The 20,302-nt window shown below is 37.2% G+C and carries 1 protein-coding gene; it reads left to right on the top strand.

The annotated features are described in order from the left end of the window. The first annotated feature begins 2 nt into the window (after positions 1-2). Complete coding sequence (locus ACHRV5_RS17495) at positions 3-20,045, top strand: non-ribosomal peptide synthase/polyketide synthase (protein WP_395427624.1); 20,043 nt, start codon at positions 3-5, stop codon at positions 20,043-20,045. Positions 20,046-20,302 lie beyond the last annotated feature (257 nt).

Raw genomic sequence — 20,302 nt, 5'->3', positions numbered from 1 at the left:
CCATGCAGGCAGAAATTTTAAGTATTCTAAAAGAAGCTCATAATAAGAAAATTAAAATTGGGATTGATAAAGGATCTTTGACAATAAAATCAGTTAATCCGATTGATCCTGATTTATTGCAAAAAATAAAAGAAAATAAGGAAGCAATAATTAAATATATTGAGAAGCGTCAAAGTAAAAAACAAAGAAATGTTTTAGAAAAAATTGTTGCTTACGATCGAAACACTATAACACAAATTCCATTATCATTTGGCCAGGAACGTTTGTGGTTTTTGGACAAATTACAAGGCAGTGCAGAGTATCATATGCCTGTAATTTTGAGATTAAACGGGGATTTGGATTTTTCTTCTTTGGAGAGTTCTTTTTATAAAATTATAAATCGTCACGAAGTATTACGCACGAATATTCGTTCTGAAAATGGAATAGGATATCAAGAAGTAATGTCGCCTGAAAATTGGAAATTGGAACATAAGGTTGTAAATGAAAATTACAACCTGGAAGAAATTATTGCTTCTTTTATAAAACTTCCTTTTGATTTATCCAACGATTATAAGTTAAGAAGTTGTCTGTATGATTTAGGAAACCAGCAATATGTACTGGCTTGTGTGTTTCATCACATTGCCAGTGATGGTTGGTCAGAAGGTATTTTGATAAATGAATTTACGCAGCTTTACAGCGCATTGAAGTCAGGAAGAACTGCTGTTTTACCGGAGCTTCCTTTGCAATATTCAGATTATGCGGTCTGGCAAAGAAAATACCTGGCAGGAGCTGTTTTGGAGTCCCAGTTAGCGTATTGGGAAGCGAAGTTAAAAGGAGCAGCTACCTTATCCTTACCAATTGATTATGCACGTCCTTCTGTGCAAAGTACAGCAGGATCAAGCGTTTCCTTGGTATTGAATAAAGAGCTTAGTGAGTCTTTAAAATTGCTGTGCCAAACAGAAGGTGTTACGCTTTTTATGTTGATGTTGTCTGTCTTTAAGGTATTGTTGTCGCGTTATAGCGGACAGGAAGATATTTGTATAGGAACGCCAATAGCAAACCGTACCCAATCAGAGTTAGAGGGAATGATTGGTTTTTTTGTCAATACTCTGGTACTTCGCAATGATTTGGGAGGTAATCCAAGTTTTAAAGACCTCTTAGAAAGATTAAGGGAGACTACATTGGATAGTTACGACCACCAATTGGTTCCATTTGAAAAGGTCGTGGATCGAGTAGTTACGACCCGTGACAGGAGTATGACTCCTTTGTTTCAGGTGATGTTTATATTGCAGAATACTGCGGAAGAGTCGGCAGAAGAAGGAAATGGAAATGGTCTGGAAGGGATAACATTCTCAGGTTATGATCTTGAGACTATTAATGCAAAAGTTGATTTAACATTGAGTGTATCTGAAAACAATAATGATATTGATCTGGATATCAATTATTGTACAGCCTTATTTGATAAAGCTACGATTGATCGCATGTTGCTGCATTACCAAGAGTTATTGGCAGGTATTGTGAATAATATCAACCAGCCAATAGATAGTCTTTTAATGCTTACTGCGAAGGAAGAACATCAATTGTTGAATGTTTTCAATAATACGGCAGTTGAGTATCCGAAGGATAAAACCATAGTTGCTTTATTTGAAGAGCAGGTTAAAAATACTCCTGATGCTATTGCTGTGGTTTATGAAGGAGCCAAATTAAGTTATAAAGAATTAAATGAGAAGTCCAATCAACTAGGATCTTATTTAAGAGAACAAGGTGTTGTACCGGATACTCTTGTAGGGATCTGTGTAGAGCGTGGTTTGGAGATGTTGGTTGGAATCTTGGGAATCTTAAAATCAGGAGGGGCTTATGTGCCAATCGATCCGGATTATCCAGAGGATCGTATTGCTTATATGGTGGGTGATGCTGGAATTAATTTAGTATTGAGTAGTGCAGCAAGTCATAAAGTACTGGAGGAATACGCAGCTATTAATGTTGTATTGTTAGATACAGATTGGGACAAGATTTCAAACTATTCAACAGAGAACTTAAGTGTTGTAGTAGCACCGGATCATCTGGCTTATGTGATTTATACTTCAGGAAGTACAGGTAATCCAAAAGGAGTTTTAATCACCCATAGTAATGTAGTTCGTTTGTTTAAAAACGAATCCTGTCTATTTGATTTCGGAACTCATGATGTCTGGACGCTGTTTCATTCGTTTTGTTTTGATTTCTCGGTATGGGAAATGTACGGAGCCTTGCTTCATGGAGGCCGTTTGGTAGTGGTTCCAAAAGCAGTAACCAAAGACGCTATTTCCTTTAAGGAATTATTGATCACTGAAGGAGTCACGGTTTTAAACCAGACTCCGGGATCTTTTTATGCACTTCAGGAAGCATTCTTATCAGAGAGTTTTGATCATGCGATTAGATATGTGATTTTTGGAGGAGAGGCATTAAACCCTGTTTATTTACAAAATTGGAAAGCATTATATCCGTCTTGTAAAATGATTAACATGTATGGTATTACCGAGACTACGGTTCACGTTACCTATAAAGAACTTACAAGTTCAGATATGTTAAGTTCGGTTAGTGCTATTGGTTCAGCGATTCCTACTTTAGGATGTTATATTTTAGATGCCAATCTAAATTTAGTACCGGTAGGGGTTATTGGAGAGTTATGTGTAGGAGGAGCAGGAGTTGCAAGAGGATATTTAAACAGAGAAGAATTAACGCAAGAGAAATTTATAGTAAATCCTTTTGTAGCAGAAGACCGCTTGTATAGATCAGGAGACTTAGGACGCTGGCTAGCTGACGGTAGTATCGAATATATTGGAAGAAAGGATAATCAGGTAAAGATCCGTGGTTATCGTATTGAATTGGGTGAGATCGAGAATGCTTTGTCTTTATTAGAAACGGTTGCCCAATGTTGTGTATTGGCCAAAGAAGATACAGCAGGTAATAAACGTTTGGTTGGTTATGTAGTGCTGGAAGGTTCATTGAACAAAGAGGTACTACAAGAACAATTAAAGTTAAGTTTACCGGAATATATGGTTCCGATGATTTGGGTTGAATTGGATCAGATGCCTTTAACTTCTAATGGAAAGCTGGACAAGAAAGCCTTACCGGATCCGGATAGTTCTGAGTTATCCAGTAAGGAATATGTTGCGCCGCGTACCGATACAGAAAGACAGTTGGTGGAAATCTGGCAGAATTTGTTAGGTATCGAAAAAGTGGGGATTTATGATAATTTCTTTGAAATAGGAGGAGATTCTATTATATCGATCCGATTGATATCAAAAATAAATGAAACATTTAAGCAACGTATTCAACTACGTGATCTCTTTAAATATAGTACTATTGAGCGTTTTTCAATTTCAGTATTAAATGATGATAGTTATGATGATAAGACAGAACAGCTTTACCAAAGAATTGATGCTGAGTTAATAACACTAGGTCAGTCTGTCAGAAGTTCTGTTGCGAATTCAGATCTGATAGAAGATATCTATCCTATGAGCGATGTTCAGCAAGGGATGATTATGGAATCATTAGTAGATCCAAGTTTAGGGGTTTTTCATGATCAGATGGTATTCCCTTTTATAGATGGCTCTTTCGATCCTATTAATTTTCATAAAGCAGTTGCATTATTAATTGAAAAGCACTCTATATTTCGTACCAGTTTTAATTTTTCAGATTATGAACAACCAGTTCAAATCGTATATAAGGATATTTCATTTGATATAGAAGAAATAGATTTAACGCTATTTAATAAACAAGAACAAGAAAGGAAAATTGAAGAATTTCTGGTTTCAGAAAGAACAGTTCCTTTTACTATTCAAGAAGGATCATTATATCGTTTTACTATTTTTACTATTGACTCCCAAACTAAGTTATTTGTATACCAGTTTCACCATGCTATCATGGATGGGTGGAGTGTTGCTTCGTTCGTTACGGAACTGTACAAAACTTATTTTGAATTAAAAAAAGGAAATAATTCTATTGCTACTACAGCAATGGCTTGTAGTCAGCGTGATTTTATAATCAAAGAATTGATGGCTAAGCAAGATGTTGATGCTATTTCTTTTTGGAAGGAAGAATTGTCAGGATATAAATATTTAGATATTTTCTCAGAGGAAACAGAAATAACCGAATATTATACAGCACAATATGATCTTTCTTTTTTAAATGATCTAAAGCAACAATGTAAAGAGCATAATTTGACGCTTAAGAGTGTATTGTTTGGAGCCTACATTTATGCATTACAGCTCTTCACTCATGAAACAGAGTTGACCGTTGGTTTGGTTGCAAATAATCGTCCATCAATTAAAGATGGGGATAAAGTTTTAGGATGTTTTTTAAATACCGTACCAGTTCGCTATATTTTTGAATCAGGAGGAAGTTGGTTGTCCTATTTTAAAAGTGTCGAAAAAAAGATGAATGAAATAAATCTCTATGGGCATCTGACCTTTTTTGAGATCAAACGTCTTACCGGATTAAACAGAGAGGATTCTTTTTTTGATGTATTGTTCAACTATATTGATTTTCATGTATATAATGATGTCATTTTAGAAAATTCTTCAACAGCTGTTTTGCCTCATAATGATGATGCAGATAGTATGGAAGAGTTAAAAACGTCTTCTTTTGAGCGAACAAGCTCGAGTTTAAATTTAACAGTCAATTTAACTGGAGGTACAGAAATTGAGTTTCAGTATGTCTTGCATAAGAACTTAAAGTCAGGAGTATCATTAGAACGTTTTCATATTTACCTGGACAGTATTTTGAATTGTTTTAAGGACCAGCTGCAGACTAATGTAAACAAACACTTAATTCTGCCAAAAGAGGAATCTTACCAATTATTAGATGTTTTTAATACTACGGCAGTAGAATATCCAAAGGACAAAACAATAGTTGCTTTATTTGAAGAGCAGGTTAAAAATACTCCAGCTGCTATTGCGGTGATTTATAAGGGAGAAGAGTTAAGTTATAAAGAATTAAATAAACGTTCTAATGCACTTGCTAATTATTTATTATCCACTAATAGTATTAATTCGCAGAGTTTAATTGGCGTTGTTTTAGAGCGCAGTGATTGGTTAATAGTATCATTTTTAGCGATATTAAAAGCAGGAGCTGCCTATGTTCCTATTGACGTTAATTATCCGGAAGAAAGAAAAGAATATATTAAAAACGATAGTGGTTGTAGTATAATTATAGACAATTCATTCCTGAGTTTGTTTAAAGAAACTATTTCTGATTATTCAGATGTTCAGCCTGAGGTTGCTATAAAATCAGATGACTTGGCCTATGTTATTTACACTTCAGGAAGTACAGGGCAACCTAAAGGGGTAATGATTGAACATAAGAGTATTACCAATACCATTTTATCTCAAATTAAGGCTTTTTCTATTGGCAATAGTGATAGTTGTTTGCAATTTGCGAGCCCTTCATTTGATGCTTCTATTTGGGAAATTTGTATTTCGCTTTTGAGTGGTTCTCGTTTGTGTATTATAGAAGAAGAAGTAAAGTCAAATATTGAATTTTTTAGAAGTTTTTTAGACAACAATACGATCACCTTTACAACTTTGCCACCGGCATTTTTGCAATTGTTGTCCGTTGAAGACTTGAAAGGTATTAGAACTTTAGTTACTGCAGGGGAGTCGATACCTTTGGAATTAGCGAAGACATTTTCTAAGCACTATAATTACATCAATGCTTATGGTCCTACAGAAGCAAGTATCTGTTCTACAACTTTTAGAGGAGATATAAAGAACCTTGTTTCTATTGGTAAGCCTATCGATAATACTACTGCTTACATTGTGGACGAAAGCAACCGACTTTTACCAATCGGTGTTATTGGAGAGTTATGTGTGGGTGGAGCTGGTGTAGCCCGTGGTTATTTGAATAAGGAAGAATTAACGAAAGAGAAGTTTATAGTAAGTCCTTTTATAGAAGGAGATCGAATTTATAAGACAGGTGATTTAGCACGCTGGCTCCCGGATGGAAATATAGAATATGTTGGAAGGAAAGACGATCAGGTAAAGATTCGTGGTTATCGTATCGAGTTGGGTGAGATTGAAAATGCATTATTATCATTAGAAGCAGTAAGCCAATGTTGCGTTTTGGCTAAAGAAAATGCAGGAGGTACCAAACGTCTGGTTGGTTACGTAGTGCTGGAAGGTGAACTGGATAAAGTTGATTTACAAGAACAATTAAAATTAAGTCTGCCGGAGTATATGGTTCCAATGATCTGGGTCGAACTGGATTATATGCCGTTAACTTCAAATGGTAAACAGGATAAAAAGGCGTTACCGGATCCGGATAATTCGGATCTTTCTACGCAAGAGTATGTTGCACCACGTACAGATACAGAAAAACAGTTGGCTATAATCTGGCAACAGTTGTTGGGTATAGAAAAAGTAGGGATTTATGATAACTTCTTTGAGTTGGGTGGACATAGTTTATTGGCGACCCGATTGGTATCGATGATTCGTAAAGAGCTGTCTATTGAGGTTTCTATCAGAGAAGTGTTTGAGTACACAAGTATAGCAGCCTTAGGAGCTCATGTATCAGTTCAGTCAAAAGGAGTATTACTGCCTACTATTGTTTCAGAGCATCGTCCCGAGCGAATTCCAATGTCCTTTAGTCAAGAACGTTTGTGGTTTTTGGATCAGTTGCAAGGTAGTACAGAATATCATATTCCTACAGTGCTTCGTTTGGAAGGAGTGGTAGATGTATCAATTTTAGAACAAACATTACACAGTATAGTGTCACGTCATGAGGTATTGCGTACGATTCTTTTATCAGAGGATGGTGTAGGATATCAGCAAGTAATACCTGCAGAAGACTGGACACTGGATCAGGTAAAAATAGAAGGTAAATCACTGTTAGAGAGTAGTCTGCAGGATTATCTGATGAGTCCTTTTGATTTAGCAAAGGACTATAAGTTAAGAAGCTGTCTGTACGATTTAGGAAATCAGCAGTATGTATTGGCTTGTGTGTTTCATCACATTGCCAGTGATGGCTGGTCGGGTGGTATTTTGGTGAATGAGTTTATGGAGTTTTACAGTGCTCTTCAATCTGGAAGAACAGCTGTTTTACCGGAATTATCGTTACAATATTCCGATTATGCGATCTGGCAAAGAAAATATCTCGAAGGAGCTGTTTTAGATGCGCAGTTAGCGTATTGGGAAGCGAAGCTTCAGGGAGTGGCTACTTTATCTTTACCAACAGATTATCCTCGCCCTGCTGTGCAGAGTATGGCAGGTTCAAGTGCTTTCTTGTTTTTGGACAAAGAAATTAGTGAGTCTTTAAAAGCGTTATGCCAAAGAGAAGGGGTTACCATGTTTATGGTGATGTTAGCTGCCTTTAAAGTATTGTTGTCACGTTATAGTGGTCAGGACGATATTTGCGTGGGAACTCCAATAGAGAATCGTACCCAATCGGAATTAGAAGGTATGATTGGCTTTTTTGTCAATACCTTGGCACTACGCAGTGATTTGGGTGGTAATCCGGATTTTAAAGAACTTTTATCCCGAGTAAAAGAAACGACATTGGATAGTTATGACCATCAACTGGCTCCATTTGAGAAAGTGGTAGACCGTGTAGTAACTACTCGTGACAGAAGCATGACACCTTTGTTTCAGGTAATGTTTGATTTTCACAACAGTGTTGAAAACGCTAAAGAAGGAACCTCAAGAATAGAAGATCTTGTAATTTCCGGACATGAATATTCAGATACTACAGCTCAATTTGATTTGATGTTGAGTATCACAGAAAATGATTTTGATATTTCGGTAGGAATAAATTATTGCACCGCTTTATTTGACCAGACAACGATTGATCGTATGTTGTTGCATTATAAAGAGTTGTTGGTAAATATGTTGAATGATATCAGTCAGCCAATACATAGTTTGCCTATGTTGACTGCGGCAGAATCCCATCAGATAGCAGCTGTTTTCAACGATACGTTTGTAGAATATCCATTGGATCAGACGGTAGTTGATTTGTTTGAGCAGCAGGTGCAAAAAACGCCTGATGCTATCGCTGTAGTTTTTGGCTCGGAAGAGTTAAGTTACAAAGAGTTGGATAAGCGTTCTAATCAGCTGGGCCATTATCTTCGTGATCAGGGTGTGGTGGCAGATAGCCTGGTAGGTATCTGTGTAGATCGTAGTTTGAATATGCTTGTTGGGATCTTGGGTATTTTAAAATCAGGAGGAGCTTATGTGCCTGTTAAACCAGATTATCCTGCATCCCGTATTTCCTATATTGCTCAGGATACCGGTTGTTCTTTGGTTCTTACAGATGCATCAAGTAAAGAGGCTTTGTCTGCGATTTTAAGTGATAGTAAGATTATTGTTTTGGATGATTCCTCTTCGGTATATGCCAATTGCTCTGTAGAACCATTAGGTATTTCGTATTCACCTGCTTCGTTGAGTTATGTTATTTATACCTCGGGAAGTACGGGAGCTCCCAAAGGAGCTATGATAGAGCATAGTGGGTTATTGAACCATCTTTTGATTATGATTGATGATTTGAATATGGACAGTACCAGCGTTGTTGCCTTTACAGCGCCTTTTACTTTTGATATTTCGGTATGGCAATTATTAAGTGGTTTATTATGTGGAGGTCGTATTGCGATTTACAGTGAGTCCATGATCTTGGACACCAATGATTTTCAGAATGCTTTATGTTCTTATGGAGTTACGCATCTTCAATTAGTTCCTTCTTACATATTGAATTTATTGGAAACAGGTTCAAGGAAAGGTTTGGAAGATTTACGTTATTTTCTGGTTACAGGAGAAGCGGCTACGATTTCATTATTAGAATCCTGGTTTGCGTCGTTTCCTTCTATTGCTGTAGTGAATGCTTATGGTCCTGCAGAAGCATCAGATGATGTCAGTCTTCATATTATGTACGAGGCTCCTTCTGGAGTTGTAGTTCCTATAGGTAAACCTGTAGCCAATATGCAGTTGTATGTTGTAGATGCGTATGATAATTTATGTCCGATTGGAGTTGTTGGAGAGTTATGGGTTAGTGGTGTAGGAGTAGGACGTGGTTATTTAAACAGAGAAGAATTAACTCAAGAGAAGTTTATAGCGAATCCTTTTGCAGGAGGAGACAGAATTTATAAGACAGGCGATTTAGTACGTTGGCTTGCTGACGGAAGCCTTGAGTTTATCGGCAGGAAAGACAATCAGGTTAAGATTCGAGGGTATCGTATTGAGCTTGGTGAGATCGAGAATGCTTTATCTTCTTTATCTGGAATTATCCAGTGTGGAGTATTGGCCAAAGAGGATGCAAGTGGTAACAAACGTTTGGTTGGTTATGTGGTGGTAGAAGGCAAACTGGATAAAGCAGATCTACAAGAACAATTGAAATCAAGTTTACCCGAGTATATGGTTCCGATGATCTGGGTTGAGCTGGATCAGTTACCGTTAACTCCTAATGGTAAATTGGACAGAAAAGCGTTACCGGATCCGGATAATTCAGATCTTTCTACACAGGAGTATGTTGCACCACGTACAGAGACAGAGGAACAGTTGGCTGTTATCTGGCAGAATTTATTGGGAATAGAAAAGGTAGGGATTTATGATAACTTCTTTGAATTAGGAGGTCATAGTTTACTGGCGACCCGATTGGTGTCGATGATTCGTAAAGAATTGTCTATTGAGGTTTCTATCAGAGAAGTTTTTGAGTACACTAGCATAGCCGCATTAGGGGCACATGTATCGGTTCAATCTACAGGAGTATTATTGCCGACTATTGTTGTGGAGGAGCGTCCGGCGCGAATTCCATTGTCTTTCAGTCAGGAACGTTTGTGGTTTTTGGATCAGTTAGAAGGAAGTGTTGCCTATCATATTCCTATAGTTCTTCGTTTGGAAGGAGCAGTGGATGCGTCTATTTTAGGGCAAACCTTGCAATGTATAGTTTCGCGTCATGAGGTATTGCGCACAGTTCTTTTATCAGAAGACGGAGTAGGCTATCAGGAAATAATAGGTGCAGAAAGCTGGAAGCTTGATCAGAAAAAAATAGAAGATCCAGCATTGTTAGAGAGTAGTCTGCAGGATTATCTGATGTTACCTTTTGATTTAGCAAAAGAATATAAGTTAAGAAGCTGTCTGTACGATTTAGGAAATCAGCAGTATGTATTGGCTTGTGTGTTTCATCATATTGCCAGTGATGATTGGTCAGAAGGGATTTTAGTAAATGAGTTTATGGAGTTTTACAGTGCTCTTCAATCTGGAAGAACTGCTGTTTTACCGGAACTTACTCTGCAATATTCAGATTATGCGATCTGGCAAAGAAAGTATCTCGAAGGAGCTGTTTTAGAAGCACAGTTATCGTATTGGGAAGAGAAGTTACAAGGACTGCCTACCTTATCATTACCAACAGATTATGCTCGTCCTTCTGTGCAAAGTACAGCAGGTTCGAGGGCTTCTTTAGTTTTGGATAAAGAACTAAGTGAGTCTTTAAATGCATTGTGTCAAAGAGAAGGTGTTACCTTGTTTATGGTTATGCTGTCTGCCTTTAAGGTATTGTTGTCGCGTTATAGTGGGCAAGATGATATCTGTGTTGGTACTTCTATTGCTAATCGAACCCAAGCGGAGTTGGAAGGCATGATTGGCTTTTTTGTAAATGTGTTGGCACTTCGCAGTGATCTTGGAGGTAATCCAAGTTTCAAGGAACTTTTAGAAAGAGTAAAAGAAACTACATTAGGAGGATATGACCATCAGTTGGTTCCATTTGAGAAGATCGTAGATCGAATGATTATTAATCGTGACAGGAGTATGAGTCCATTATTCCAGGTGTTATTTGTATTGCATAATGCACCGGAAGAGTTGGGAGAAACAGGAAAAGGTTTAGAAAATGTTACCCTTTCAGGTTATGAATTTGATGCCGTTACTTCGAAGTCAGATTTAACATTGAACGCGTCTGAAGAGGATTCAATGATTCTGTTAACTATAGAATATTGTACTGCTTTGTTTGATAAAGCTACAATTGATCGTATGCTGTTGCATTATAAAGAATTGTTGGTAAGTGTTGTCAAAGATATGAACCAACCAATAGAGAGTCTTTCTATGCTTGACCAGGAGGATAAACAGCAATTATTGACTGTTTTTAATGATACTGCATTTGCATACCCTCAGGACAAAACAATAGTGGATTTATTTAATGATCAGGTTCTTAAAACACCACAAGCAATAGCCTTGGTTTTTGAAGATCAGGTAATGACTTATAAAGAACTGGACGAGCGATCCAACCAATTGGTTCATTATTTTGAATCGATGGGAGTGATTAGTGATTCGCGAATAGGAATCTTGTTTAACAGAAGTTTTGATATGATCGTTAGTATATTAGGGATCCTAAAATCAGGATGTACTTATATTCCTTTAGACCCTACCTTACCTTCTAAACGATTATCGCATATAGTAGAAGATTCGAGCGTGAATTTTCTTCTTTACAGAGAAGACTCTTTATTATCAAGTTTATCCGTTTCAGATTTTATTTTCTTTTTAGATATAGCAGAATCTTCTGCTTACGATTCTTCAAAAGTGGTAAATGAAAGACATCCTGCTTCCGTAGCCTACGTTATGTATACGTCAGGAACTACAGGTAACCCAAAAGGAGTGATGATAACAGATGATAATATTGTTAGTTTATGTAAAAGCTGTGATTATATCTCATTGAATTCAGATACGGTATGGTTGTCAACAGGATCTATTTCTTTTGATGCTACGACCATAGAATTTTTCGGTACTTTATTAAATGGAGGACAATTAATATTAGCAGATACAAATACATTATTGAGTGTCGTAAATTTAAAAGAACTTATTATAAAACATAAAGTTACTACTATGTGGATGACAGCCTCTTGGTTTCATCAAGTAGTAGAAGATGATGTAGCTGTTTTTGAAAATTTAATTGATTTAGTAGTTGGAGGTGATGTAGTTTTGTTTAATTATACCAATAAATTAAAAGAACTTTATCCACAGCTGCATATTGTCAATGGTTATGGTCCTACAGAAAATACTACTTTTTCTACAACCTATAGTATTGATGAAGTTACTCATAGAAACATTCCGATCGGTAAACCTATTAAAAATAGTCAGGCTTATATCTTAGATTCCAAATTGAATCTATTGCCAATTGGTGTTATCGGAGAGTTATGTGTGGGTGGATCAGGTTTGGCCAAGGGATATTTGAATCAGGAAGAATTAACCCAAGAGAAGTTTATAGCGAATCCTTTTATAGAAGGAGACCGAATTTATAAGACAGGCGATTTAGCGCGCTGGCTACCGGATGGAAATATAGAATATGTTGGAAGAAAAGACGATCAGATAAAGATTCGTGGTTATCGAATTGAGCTTGGAGAGATCGAGACTGCGCTTTCTTCGGTATCAGGAATTATCCAGTGTTGTGTTTTAGCCAGAGAGGATGAAGGAGGCAATAAACGTTTGATCGGTTATGTAGTTTCAGAAGGTAAATTAAATACAACAGATTTACAGGAACGCTTAAGAGTAAGTCTTCCGGAGTATATGGTTCCGATGTTCTGGGTTGAGCTGGATCAATTGCCATTAACCTCTAATGGTAAATTGGACAAGAAAGCTTTACCGGATCCGGATAGTTCTGAGTTATCCGGTAAAGAGTTTGTGGCTCCGGGTACAGATATTGAAAAACAGTTAGCTATTATCTGGCAGCAGTTGTTGGGAATAGAAAAAATAGGGATTCATGATAACTTCTTTGAGTTGGGTGGACATAGTTTATTGGCGACCCGATTAGTATCGATGATTCGTAAAGAGTTGACGATAGAAATTGAAATTGTGGACGTATTTGAACACACTACTATAGCAGCCTTAGGAGCTCATGTATCGGTTCAGTCAAAAGGAGTATTACTTCCTACTATTGTTTCAGAGCATCGTCCCGAGCGAATTCCAATGTCCTTTAGTCAGGAACGTTTGTGGTTTTTGGATCAGTTGCAGGGTAGTACAGAGTATCATATTCCTACAGTGCTTCGTTTGGAAGGAGTGGTAGATGTATCGATTTTAGAACAAACATTACACAATATAGTGTCACGTCATGAGGTATTGCGTACGATTCTTTTATCCGAAGATGGTGTAGGATATCAGCAAATAATAGCTGCAGAAGACTGGACACTGGATCAGGTAAAAATAACAGACGAATCACTCTTAGAGAGTAGTCTGCAGGATTATCTGATGAGTCCTTTTGATTTAGCAAAGGATTATAAGTTAAGAAGCTGTCTGTACGATTTAGGAAATCAGCAGTATGTACTGGCTTGTGTACTTCATCACATTGTTAGCGATGGCTGGTCAGGTGGTATTTTGATAAGTGAGTTTATGGAGCTTTACAGTGCTCTTCAATCTGGCAGAACAGCTGTTTTACCGGAGTTAACGTTACAATATTCCGATTATGCGATCTGGCAAAGAAAATATCTCGAAGGAGCTGTTTTAGATGCACAGTTAGCGTATTGGGAAGCGAAGCTTCAAGGAGTGGCTACCTTATCTTTACCAACAGATTATCCTCGCCCTGCTGTGCAGAGTATGGCAGGTTCAAGTGCTTTCTTGTTTTTGGACAAAGAAATTAGTGAGTCTTTAAGAGCGTTATGCCAAAGAGAAGGGGTTACCATGTTTATGGTAATGTTAGCTGCCTTTAAAGTATTGTTGTCACGTTATAGTGGTCAGGACGATATCTGTGTGGGAACTCCAATTGCTAACCGTACCCAATCGGAGTTAGAAGGGATGATTGGCTTTTTTGTCAATACTTTGGTTCTTCGTAGTGATTTGGGTGGTAATCCGGATTTTAAAGAACTTTTATCCCGAGTAAAAGAAACGACATTGGGTAGTTATGATCATCAGCTGGCTCCATTTGAGAAAGTGGTAGACCGTGTAGTAACTACTCGTGACAGAAGTATGACACCTTTGTTTCAGGTTATGTTTGATTTTCATAATGAGATTGAAAATTCGAAAGAAGAAAGTCCAAGTTTGGAAAATCTTATAATTTCCGAACATGAATATTCTGATGCTACATCTCTATTTGATTTGATGTTGAGTATCACAGAAAATGATTTTGATATTTCGGTAGGAATAAATTATTGCACCGCTTTATTTGACCAGACTACGATTGATCGTATGTTGTTGCATTATAAAGAGTTGTTGGTGAATATGTTGAATGATATCAGTCAGCCAATACATAGTTTGCCTATGTTGACTGCGGCGGAATCCCATCAGATAGCAGCTGTTTTCAACGATACGTTTGTAGAATATCCATTGGATCAGACGGTAGTTGATTTGTTTGAGCAGCAGGTGCAAAAAACGCCTGATGCTATCGCTGTAGTTTTTGGCTCGGAAGAGTTAAGTTACAAAGAGTTAGATAAGCGTTCTAATCAGCTGGCCCATTATCTTCATGATCAGGGTGTGGTGGCAGATAGCCTGGTAGGTATCTGTGTAGATCGTAGTTTGAATATGCTTGTGGGGATCTTGGGTATTTTAAAATCAGGAGGAGCTTATGTGCCTGTTAAACCGGATTATCCGGCATCCCGTATTTCCTATATTGCTCAGGATACCGGTTGTTCTTTGGTTCTTACCGATGAATCAAGCAAAGAGGCTTTGTCTGCGATCTTAAGTGATAGTAAGATTATCGTTTTGGATGATTCCTCTTCGGTATATGCCAATTGCTCTGTAGAACCATTAGGTATTTCGTATTCACCTGCTTCGTTGAGTTATGTTATTTATACCTCGGGAAGTACGGGAGCTCCCAAAGGAGCTATGATTGAGCATAGTGGGTTATTGAACCATCTTTTGATTATGATTGATGATTTGAATATGGACAGTACCAGCGTTGTTGCCTTTACAGCGCCTTTTACTTTTGATATTTCGGTATGGCAATTATTAAGTGGTTTATTATGTGGAGGTCGTATTGCGATTTACAGTGAGTCCATGATCTTGGACACCAATGATTTTCAGAATGCTTTATGTTCTTATGGAGTTACGCATCTTCAGTTAGTTCCTTCTTACATATTGAATTTATTGGAAACAGGTTCAAGAAAAGGTTTGGAAGATTTACGTTATTTTCTGGTTACAGGAGAAGCGGCTACGATTTCATTATTGGAATCCTGGTTTGCGTCGTTTCCTTCTATTGCTGTAGTGAATGCTTATGGTCCTGCAGAAGCATCAGATGATGTCAGTCTTCATATTATGTACGAGGCTCCTTCTGGAGTTGTAGTTCCTATAGGTAAGCCTGTAGCCAATATGCAGTTGTATGTTGTAGATGCGTATGATAATTTATGTCCGATTGGAGTTGTTGGAGAGTTATGGGTTAGTGGTGTAGGAGTAGGACGTGGTTATTTAAACAGAGAAGAATTAACCCAAGAGAAATTTATAGCGAATCCTTTTGCAGGAGGAGACAGAATTTATAAGACAGGCGATTTAGTGCGTTGGCTTGCTGACGGAAGTCTTGAGTTTATCGGCAGGAAAGACAATCAGGTTAAGATTCGAGGGTATCGTATTGAGCTTGGTGAGATCGAGAATGCTTTGTCTTCTTTATCTGGAATTATTCAGTGTGGAGTATTGGCCAAAGAGGATGCAAGTGGTAACAAACGTTTGGTTGGTTATGTGGTGGTAGAAGGCAAACTGGATAAAGCAGATGTACAAGAACAGCTAAAATCAAGTTTACCCGAGTATATGGTTCCGATGATCTGGGTTGAGTTGGATCAGCTGCCGTTAACTCCTAATGGTAAATTGGACAGAAAAGCGTTACCGGATCCGGATAATTCAGATCTCTCTACACAGGAATATGTTGCACCACGCACAGAGACAGAAGAACAATTGGCTGTTATCTGGCAGAATTTATTGGGAATAGAAAAAGTAGGGATTTATGATAACTTCTTTGAATTAGGAGGTCATAGTTTACTGGCTACCCGATTGGTGTCGATGATTCGTAAAGAATTGTCTATTGAGGTTTCTATCAGAGAAGTTTTTGAGTACACTAGCATAGCCGCATTAGGGGCACATGTATCGGTTCAATCTACAGGAATATTATTGCCGACTATTGTTGTGGAGGAGCGTCCGGCGCGAATTCCATTGTCTTTCAGTCAGGAACGTTTGTGGTTTTTGGACCAATTGCAAGGCAGTACAGAATACCATATCCCGATTGTCTTCCGTTTGGAAGGAGCAGTGGATGTGTCGATTTTAGGACAAACCTTGCAAAGTATAGTTTCGCGTCATGAGGTATTGCGCACAATTCTTTTATCCGAAGATGGAGTAGGCTATCAGGCAATAATAGGTGCAGAAAACTGGAAGCTTGATCAGATAAAAATAGAAGATACAGCATTGTTAGAGAGTAGTCTGCAGGATTACCTGATATTACCTTTTGATTTAGCAAAAGAATATAAGTTAAGAAGTTGTTTGTATGATTTAGGAAACCAGCAGTATGTATTGGCTTGTGTGTTTCATCATATTGCCAGTGATGCTTGGTCAGAAGGGATTTTAGTAAATGAGTTTATGGAGTTTTACAGTGCTCTCCAATCTGGAAGAACTGCTGTTTTACCGGAACTTACTCTGCAATATTCAGATTATGCAATCTGGCAAAGAAAGTATCTCGAAGGAGCTGTTTTAGAAGCACAGTTATCGTATTGGGAAGAGAAGTTGCAAGGACTGCCTACTTTATCATTGCCAACAGATTATACTCGTCCTTCTGTGCAAAGTACAGCAGGTTTGAGGGCTTCTTTAGTTTTGGATAATGAACTTAATGAGTCTTTAAATGCATTGTGTCAAAGAGAAGGTGTTACCTTATTTATGGTAATGTTGTCTGCCTTTAAGGTATTGTTGTCGCGTTATAGCGGGCAAGATGATATCTGTGTTGGTACTTCTATTGCTAATCGAACCCAAGCGGAGTTGGAAGGCATGATTGGCTTTTTTGTAAATGTGTTGGCACTTCGCAGTGATCTTGGAGGTAATCCAAGTTTCAAGGAACTTTTAGAAAGAGTAAAAGAAACTACATTAGGAGCATATGACCATCAGTCGGTTCCATTTGAGAAGGTTGTAGATCGAGTGGTTACTACCCGAGACAGAAGTATGACACCATTGTTTCAGGTGGCGTTCGTATTGCAAAATACTCCACAAGGGTCGGAAGAATCAGAAGAAGGAAATGGTCTGGAAGGTATTACTCTTTCAGATTATGAATTTGATACCGTTACATCTCAGTTTGATTTAACACTGAATGTATCGGAAGAGAGTAATGGTACTGCATTGGATGTAATGTATTGTACCGCCTTATTTGATAAGACAACGATTGATCGAATGTTGTTGCATTATAAAGAATTGCTGGTAAGTATTGTCAATGATGTGAACCAACCAATAGAGAGTCTTTCTATGCTTGACCAGGAGGATAAGCAGCAGTTATTGACTGTTTTTAATGATACTGCATTTGCATACCCTCAGGATAAAACGATAGTAGATTTATTTAATGATCAGGTTCTTAAAACACCACAAGCAATAGCCTTGGTTTTTGAAGATCAGGTGATGACTTATAAAGAACTGGACGAGCGATCCAACCAATTGGTTCATTATTTTGAATCGATGGGAGTGATTAGTGATTCGCGAATAGGAATCTTGTTTAACAGAAGTTTTGATATGATCGTTAGTATATTAGGGATTCTAAAATCAGGATGTACTTATGTTCCTTTAGATCCTACCTTACCTTCTAAACGATTATCGTATATAGTAGAGGATTCGAGTGTGAATTTTCTTCTTTACAGAGAAGACTCTTTATTATCAAGTTTATCAGTTTCAGATTTTATTTTCTTCTTAGATATAGCAGAATCTTCTGCTTATGAATCTTCAAAAGTGGTAAATGAAAGACATCCTGCTTCCGTAGCCTACGTTATGTATACTTCGGGCACAACAGGAGTACCAAAAGGAATTTCGATCAGTGACGAGAATGTAATTACTTTGATTAATGATCCATCGAGTGCGATCGCAATTAATTGTTCAGATCGAGTACTTCAATGGTCTAATTATGCTTTTGACGGATCGACTTATGAGATTTTTGGCAGTCTTTTAAATGGAGCGAGTCTTTATTTAATAGATAAATCTGTGGCTTCAGATGCCGGGGCTTTATCTAAGGTTATAAACAGGAATGAATTAAGTGTTATATTTATTACTACTGCCTTGTTTAATTCTTTGGCAGAATATGATTTATCCTTATTGTCAAGTTTAAGATTGTTGTTATTTGGAGGTGAAAAAGTTTCAATAACTCCAGTACGAAAAATGTTATCAGGATTAGGATCTGGAAAAATTCACCATGTCTATGGACCTACAGAGACAACCGTGTATGCTACTTGTTATGCTGTTTTTGAGATCTCAGGTTCAGCAACAACGATTCCAATAGGTAAGCCTTTGACCAATACCAATTTGTATGTTTTAAATCCTTCATTAGATCTAGTGCCAATTGGTGTTATTGGAGAGTTATGCATTGGGGGATCAGGTGTAGCCAGCGGTTATCTGAATCAGGAAGAATTAACGAAAGAGAACTTTATAGCGAATCCTTTTGTTGAAGGAGACAGAATGTATAAGACCGGTGATTTAGTACGTTGGTTAGCTGACGGAAATATAGAATATATCGGTAGAAAGGACAATCAGGTAAAGATTCGCGGATACCGCATCGAGTTGGGTGAGATTGAAAATGTATTGTCTTCATTTTCAGAAATTATCCAGTGTTGTGTTTTAGCCAGAGAGGATGAAGTTGGGAACAAACGTTTGATCGGTTATGTAGTTTCAGGCGATAAATTAAATACAACAGATTTACAGGAACGCTTAAGAGTAAGTCTTCCGGAGTATATGGTTCCGATGTTCTGGGTTGAGATGGATCAGTTGCCATTAACCTCTAATGGTAAATTGGACAAGAAAGCTTTACCGGATCCTGATAGTTCTGAGTTATCCAGTAAAGAGTTTGTGGCTCCGGGTACAGACCTGGAAAAACAGTTGGCAGTTATCTGGCAGCAGTTGTTGGGAATAGAAAAAATAGGGATTCATGATAACTTCTTTGAGTTGGGTGGACATAGTTTATTAGCAATAAAACTAGTTGCAAAAATTAATGAAGTATTGGATTCGAATACAAATATTATGACCATATTTGAATATCCAACGATATCTAATTTTGTAGAGAATATAGATTCAATGCAATCTGCTAAGGAAAATATCTTAATACCTTTACAAAAGAAAGGTAGTAATAAAGCGATATATTTGGCTCCACCGGGAGGTGGAACAGTTAACTGTTATATTGAGCTAGTCAAATTACTGGGAGATGAGCAACCGGTATATGCATTTCAATCCCCGGGATTAAATGGAAAATCTCCAGTTTCAGAATCTATTGAAGAAATGGCTTCTAAGTTTATAGAAGAAATGCAAAAAATAGATCAATATGGACCATATCGACTTGGTGGATATTCCCTTGGCGGAATACTGGCTTATGAAATGGCAGTGCAATTGCAAGATAAGGGATTTGATGTTGAAGAATTATTGATTTTGGATAGTTCTTTTATGGGATTTGACGTTGATAGAAGTGAAAATAAGGAACGAGATGATTCGTATCGCAGTTCATTAAAAATACTTATTCAAGCCATGTTCGGAGATGAATTTAATTGGTCTGATTTAGTGCTTGAAAACAAAACAGCAGAAGAACAAATCGAGGCTGTGACTAAAGTGTTAAGTGACTCCAAACTAAAAATTAATGAGGATGAAGTAAGAGGCCATTTAGAAGTTATTTTCCGAAACGAAAATTACATTTATATAGCCAAAAACAAGCCAAAATTAAAGGTGCCAATTATTCTGTTCAGAGCAATGTATACTGAAATAGAAAGTGAAATTGAGAATAAAATAATAACGGTTGAAAATGATATAGAAGAATTTGATTACGGATGGCAAGAGTATACTACTGAACAGGTAATAGTACATAATATTCCTTCTACCCACATCACGTTATTAGACAACACTTATATCAAAGAAATTTCAGATATTTTAATAAGTTTAAATGAGCTCACATCAGAAATACAACAAATAAATAATTAAGTAAAATGCAAAAACAAAAAAATAAAACATAAATAAAGAGATACTAATTTTTTTAGGGATGATGAACAAACTTTCTCTGACACATACAGGAGAGTGTATACGAAATGTAGAAAAGTTGAATTTTAGGGTCAAATAAAGTTTTTGACCCTATAAAAGATTTCCCGAGTTATCCATACTTCATTCCTAAAAAGCATTAGTGTCAACAGCTATCGTAAGTAATAAAAAAGAAAAAAAGCTTTCTATTTAAGCTTAATATT

It is taken from the genome of Flavobacterium sp. FlaQc-52, assembly GCF_044007495.1.
GTDB lineage: Bacteria > Bacteroidota > Bacteroidia > Flavobacteriales > Flavobacteriaceae > Flavobacterium > Flavobacterium cupriresistens.
The sequence above is the reverse complement of the archived record's forward strand: the minus strand, read 5'-3'. Positions and strand labels throughout refer to the sequence as shown.

Excerpts from the sequence above, each read along its gene's own strand:
- ACHRV5_RS17495 (WP_395427624.1), top strand. The coding sequence starts at position 3 with ATGCAGGCAGAAATTTTAAGTATTCTAAAAGAAGCTCATAATAAGAAA.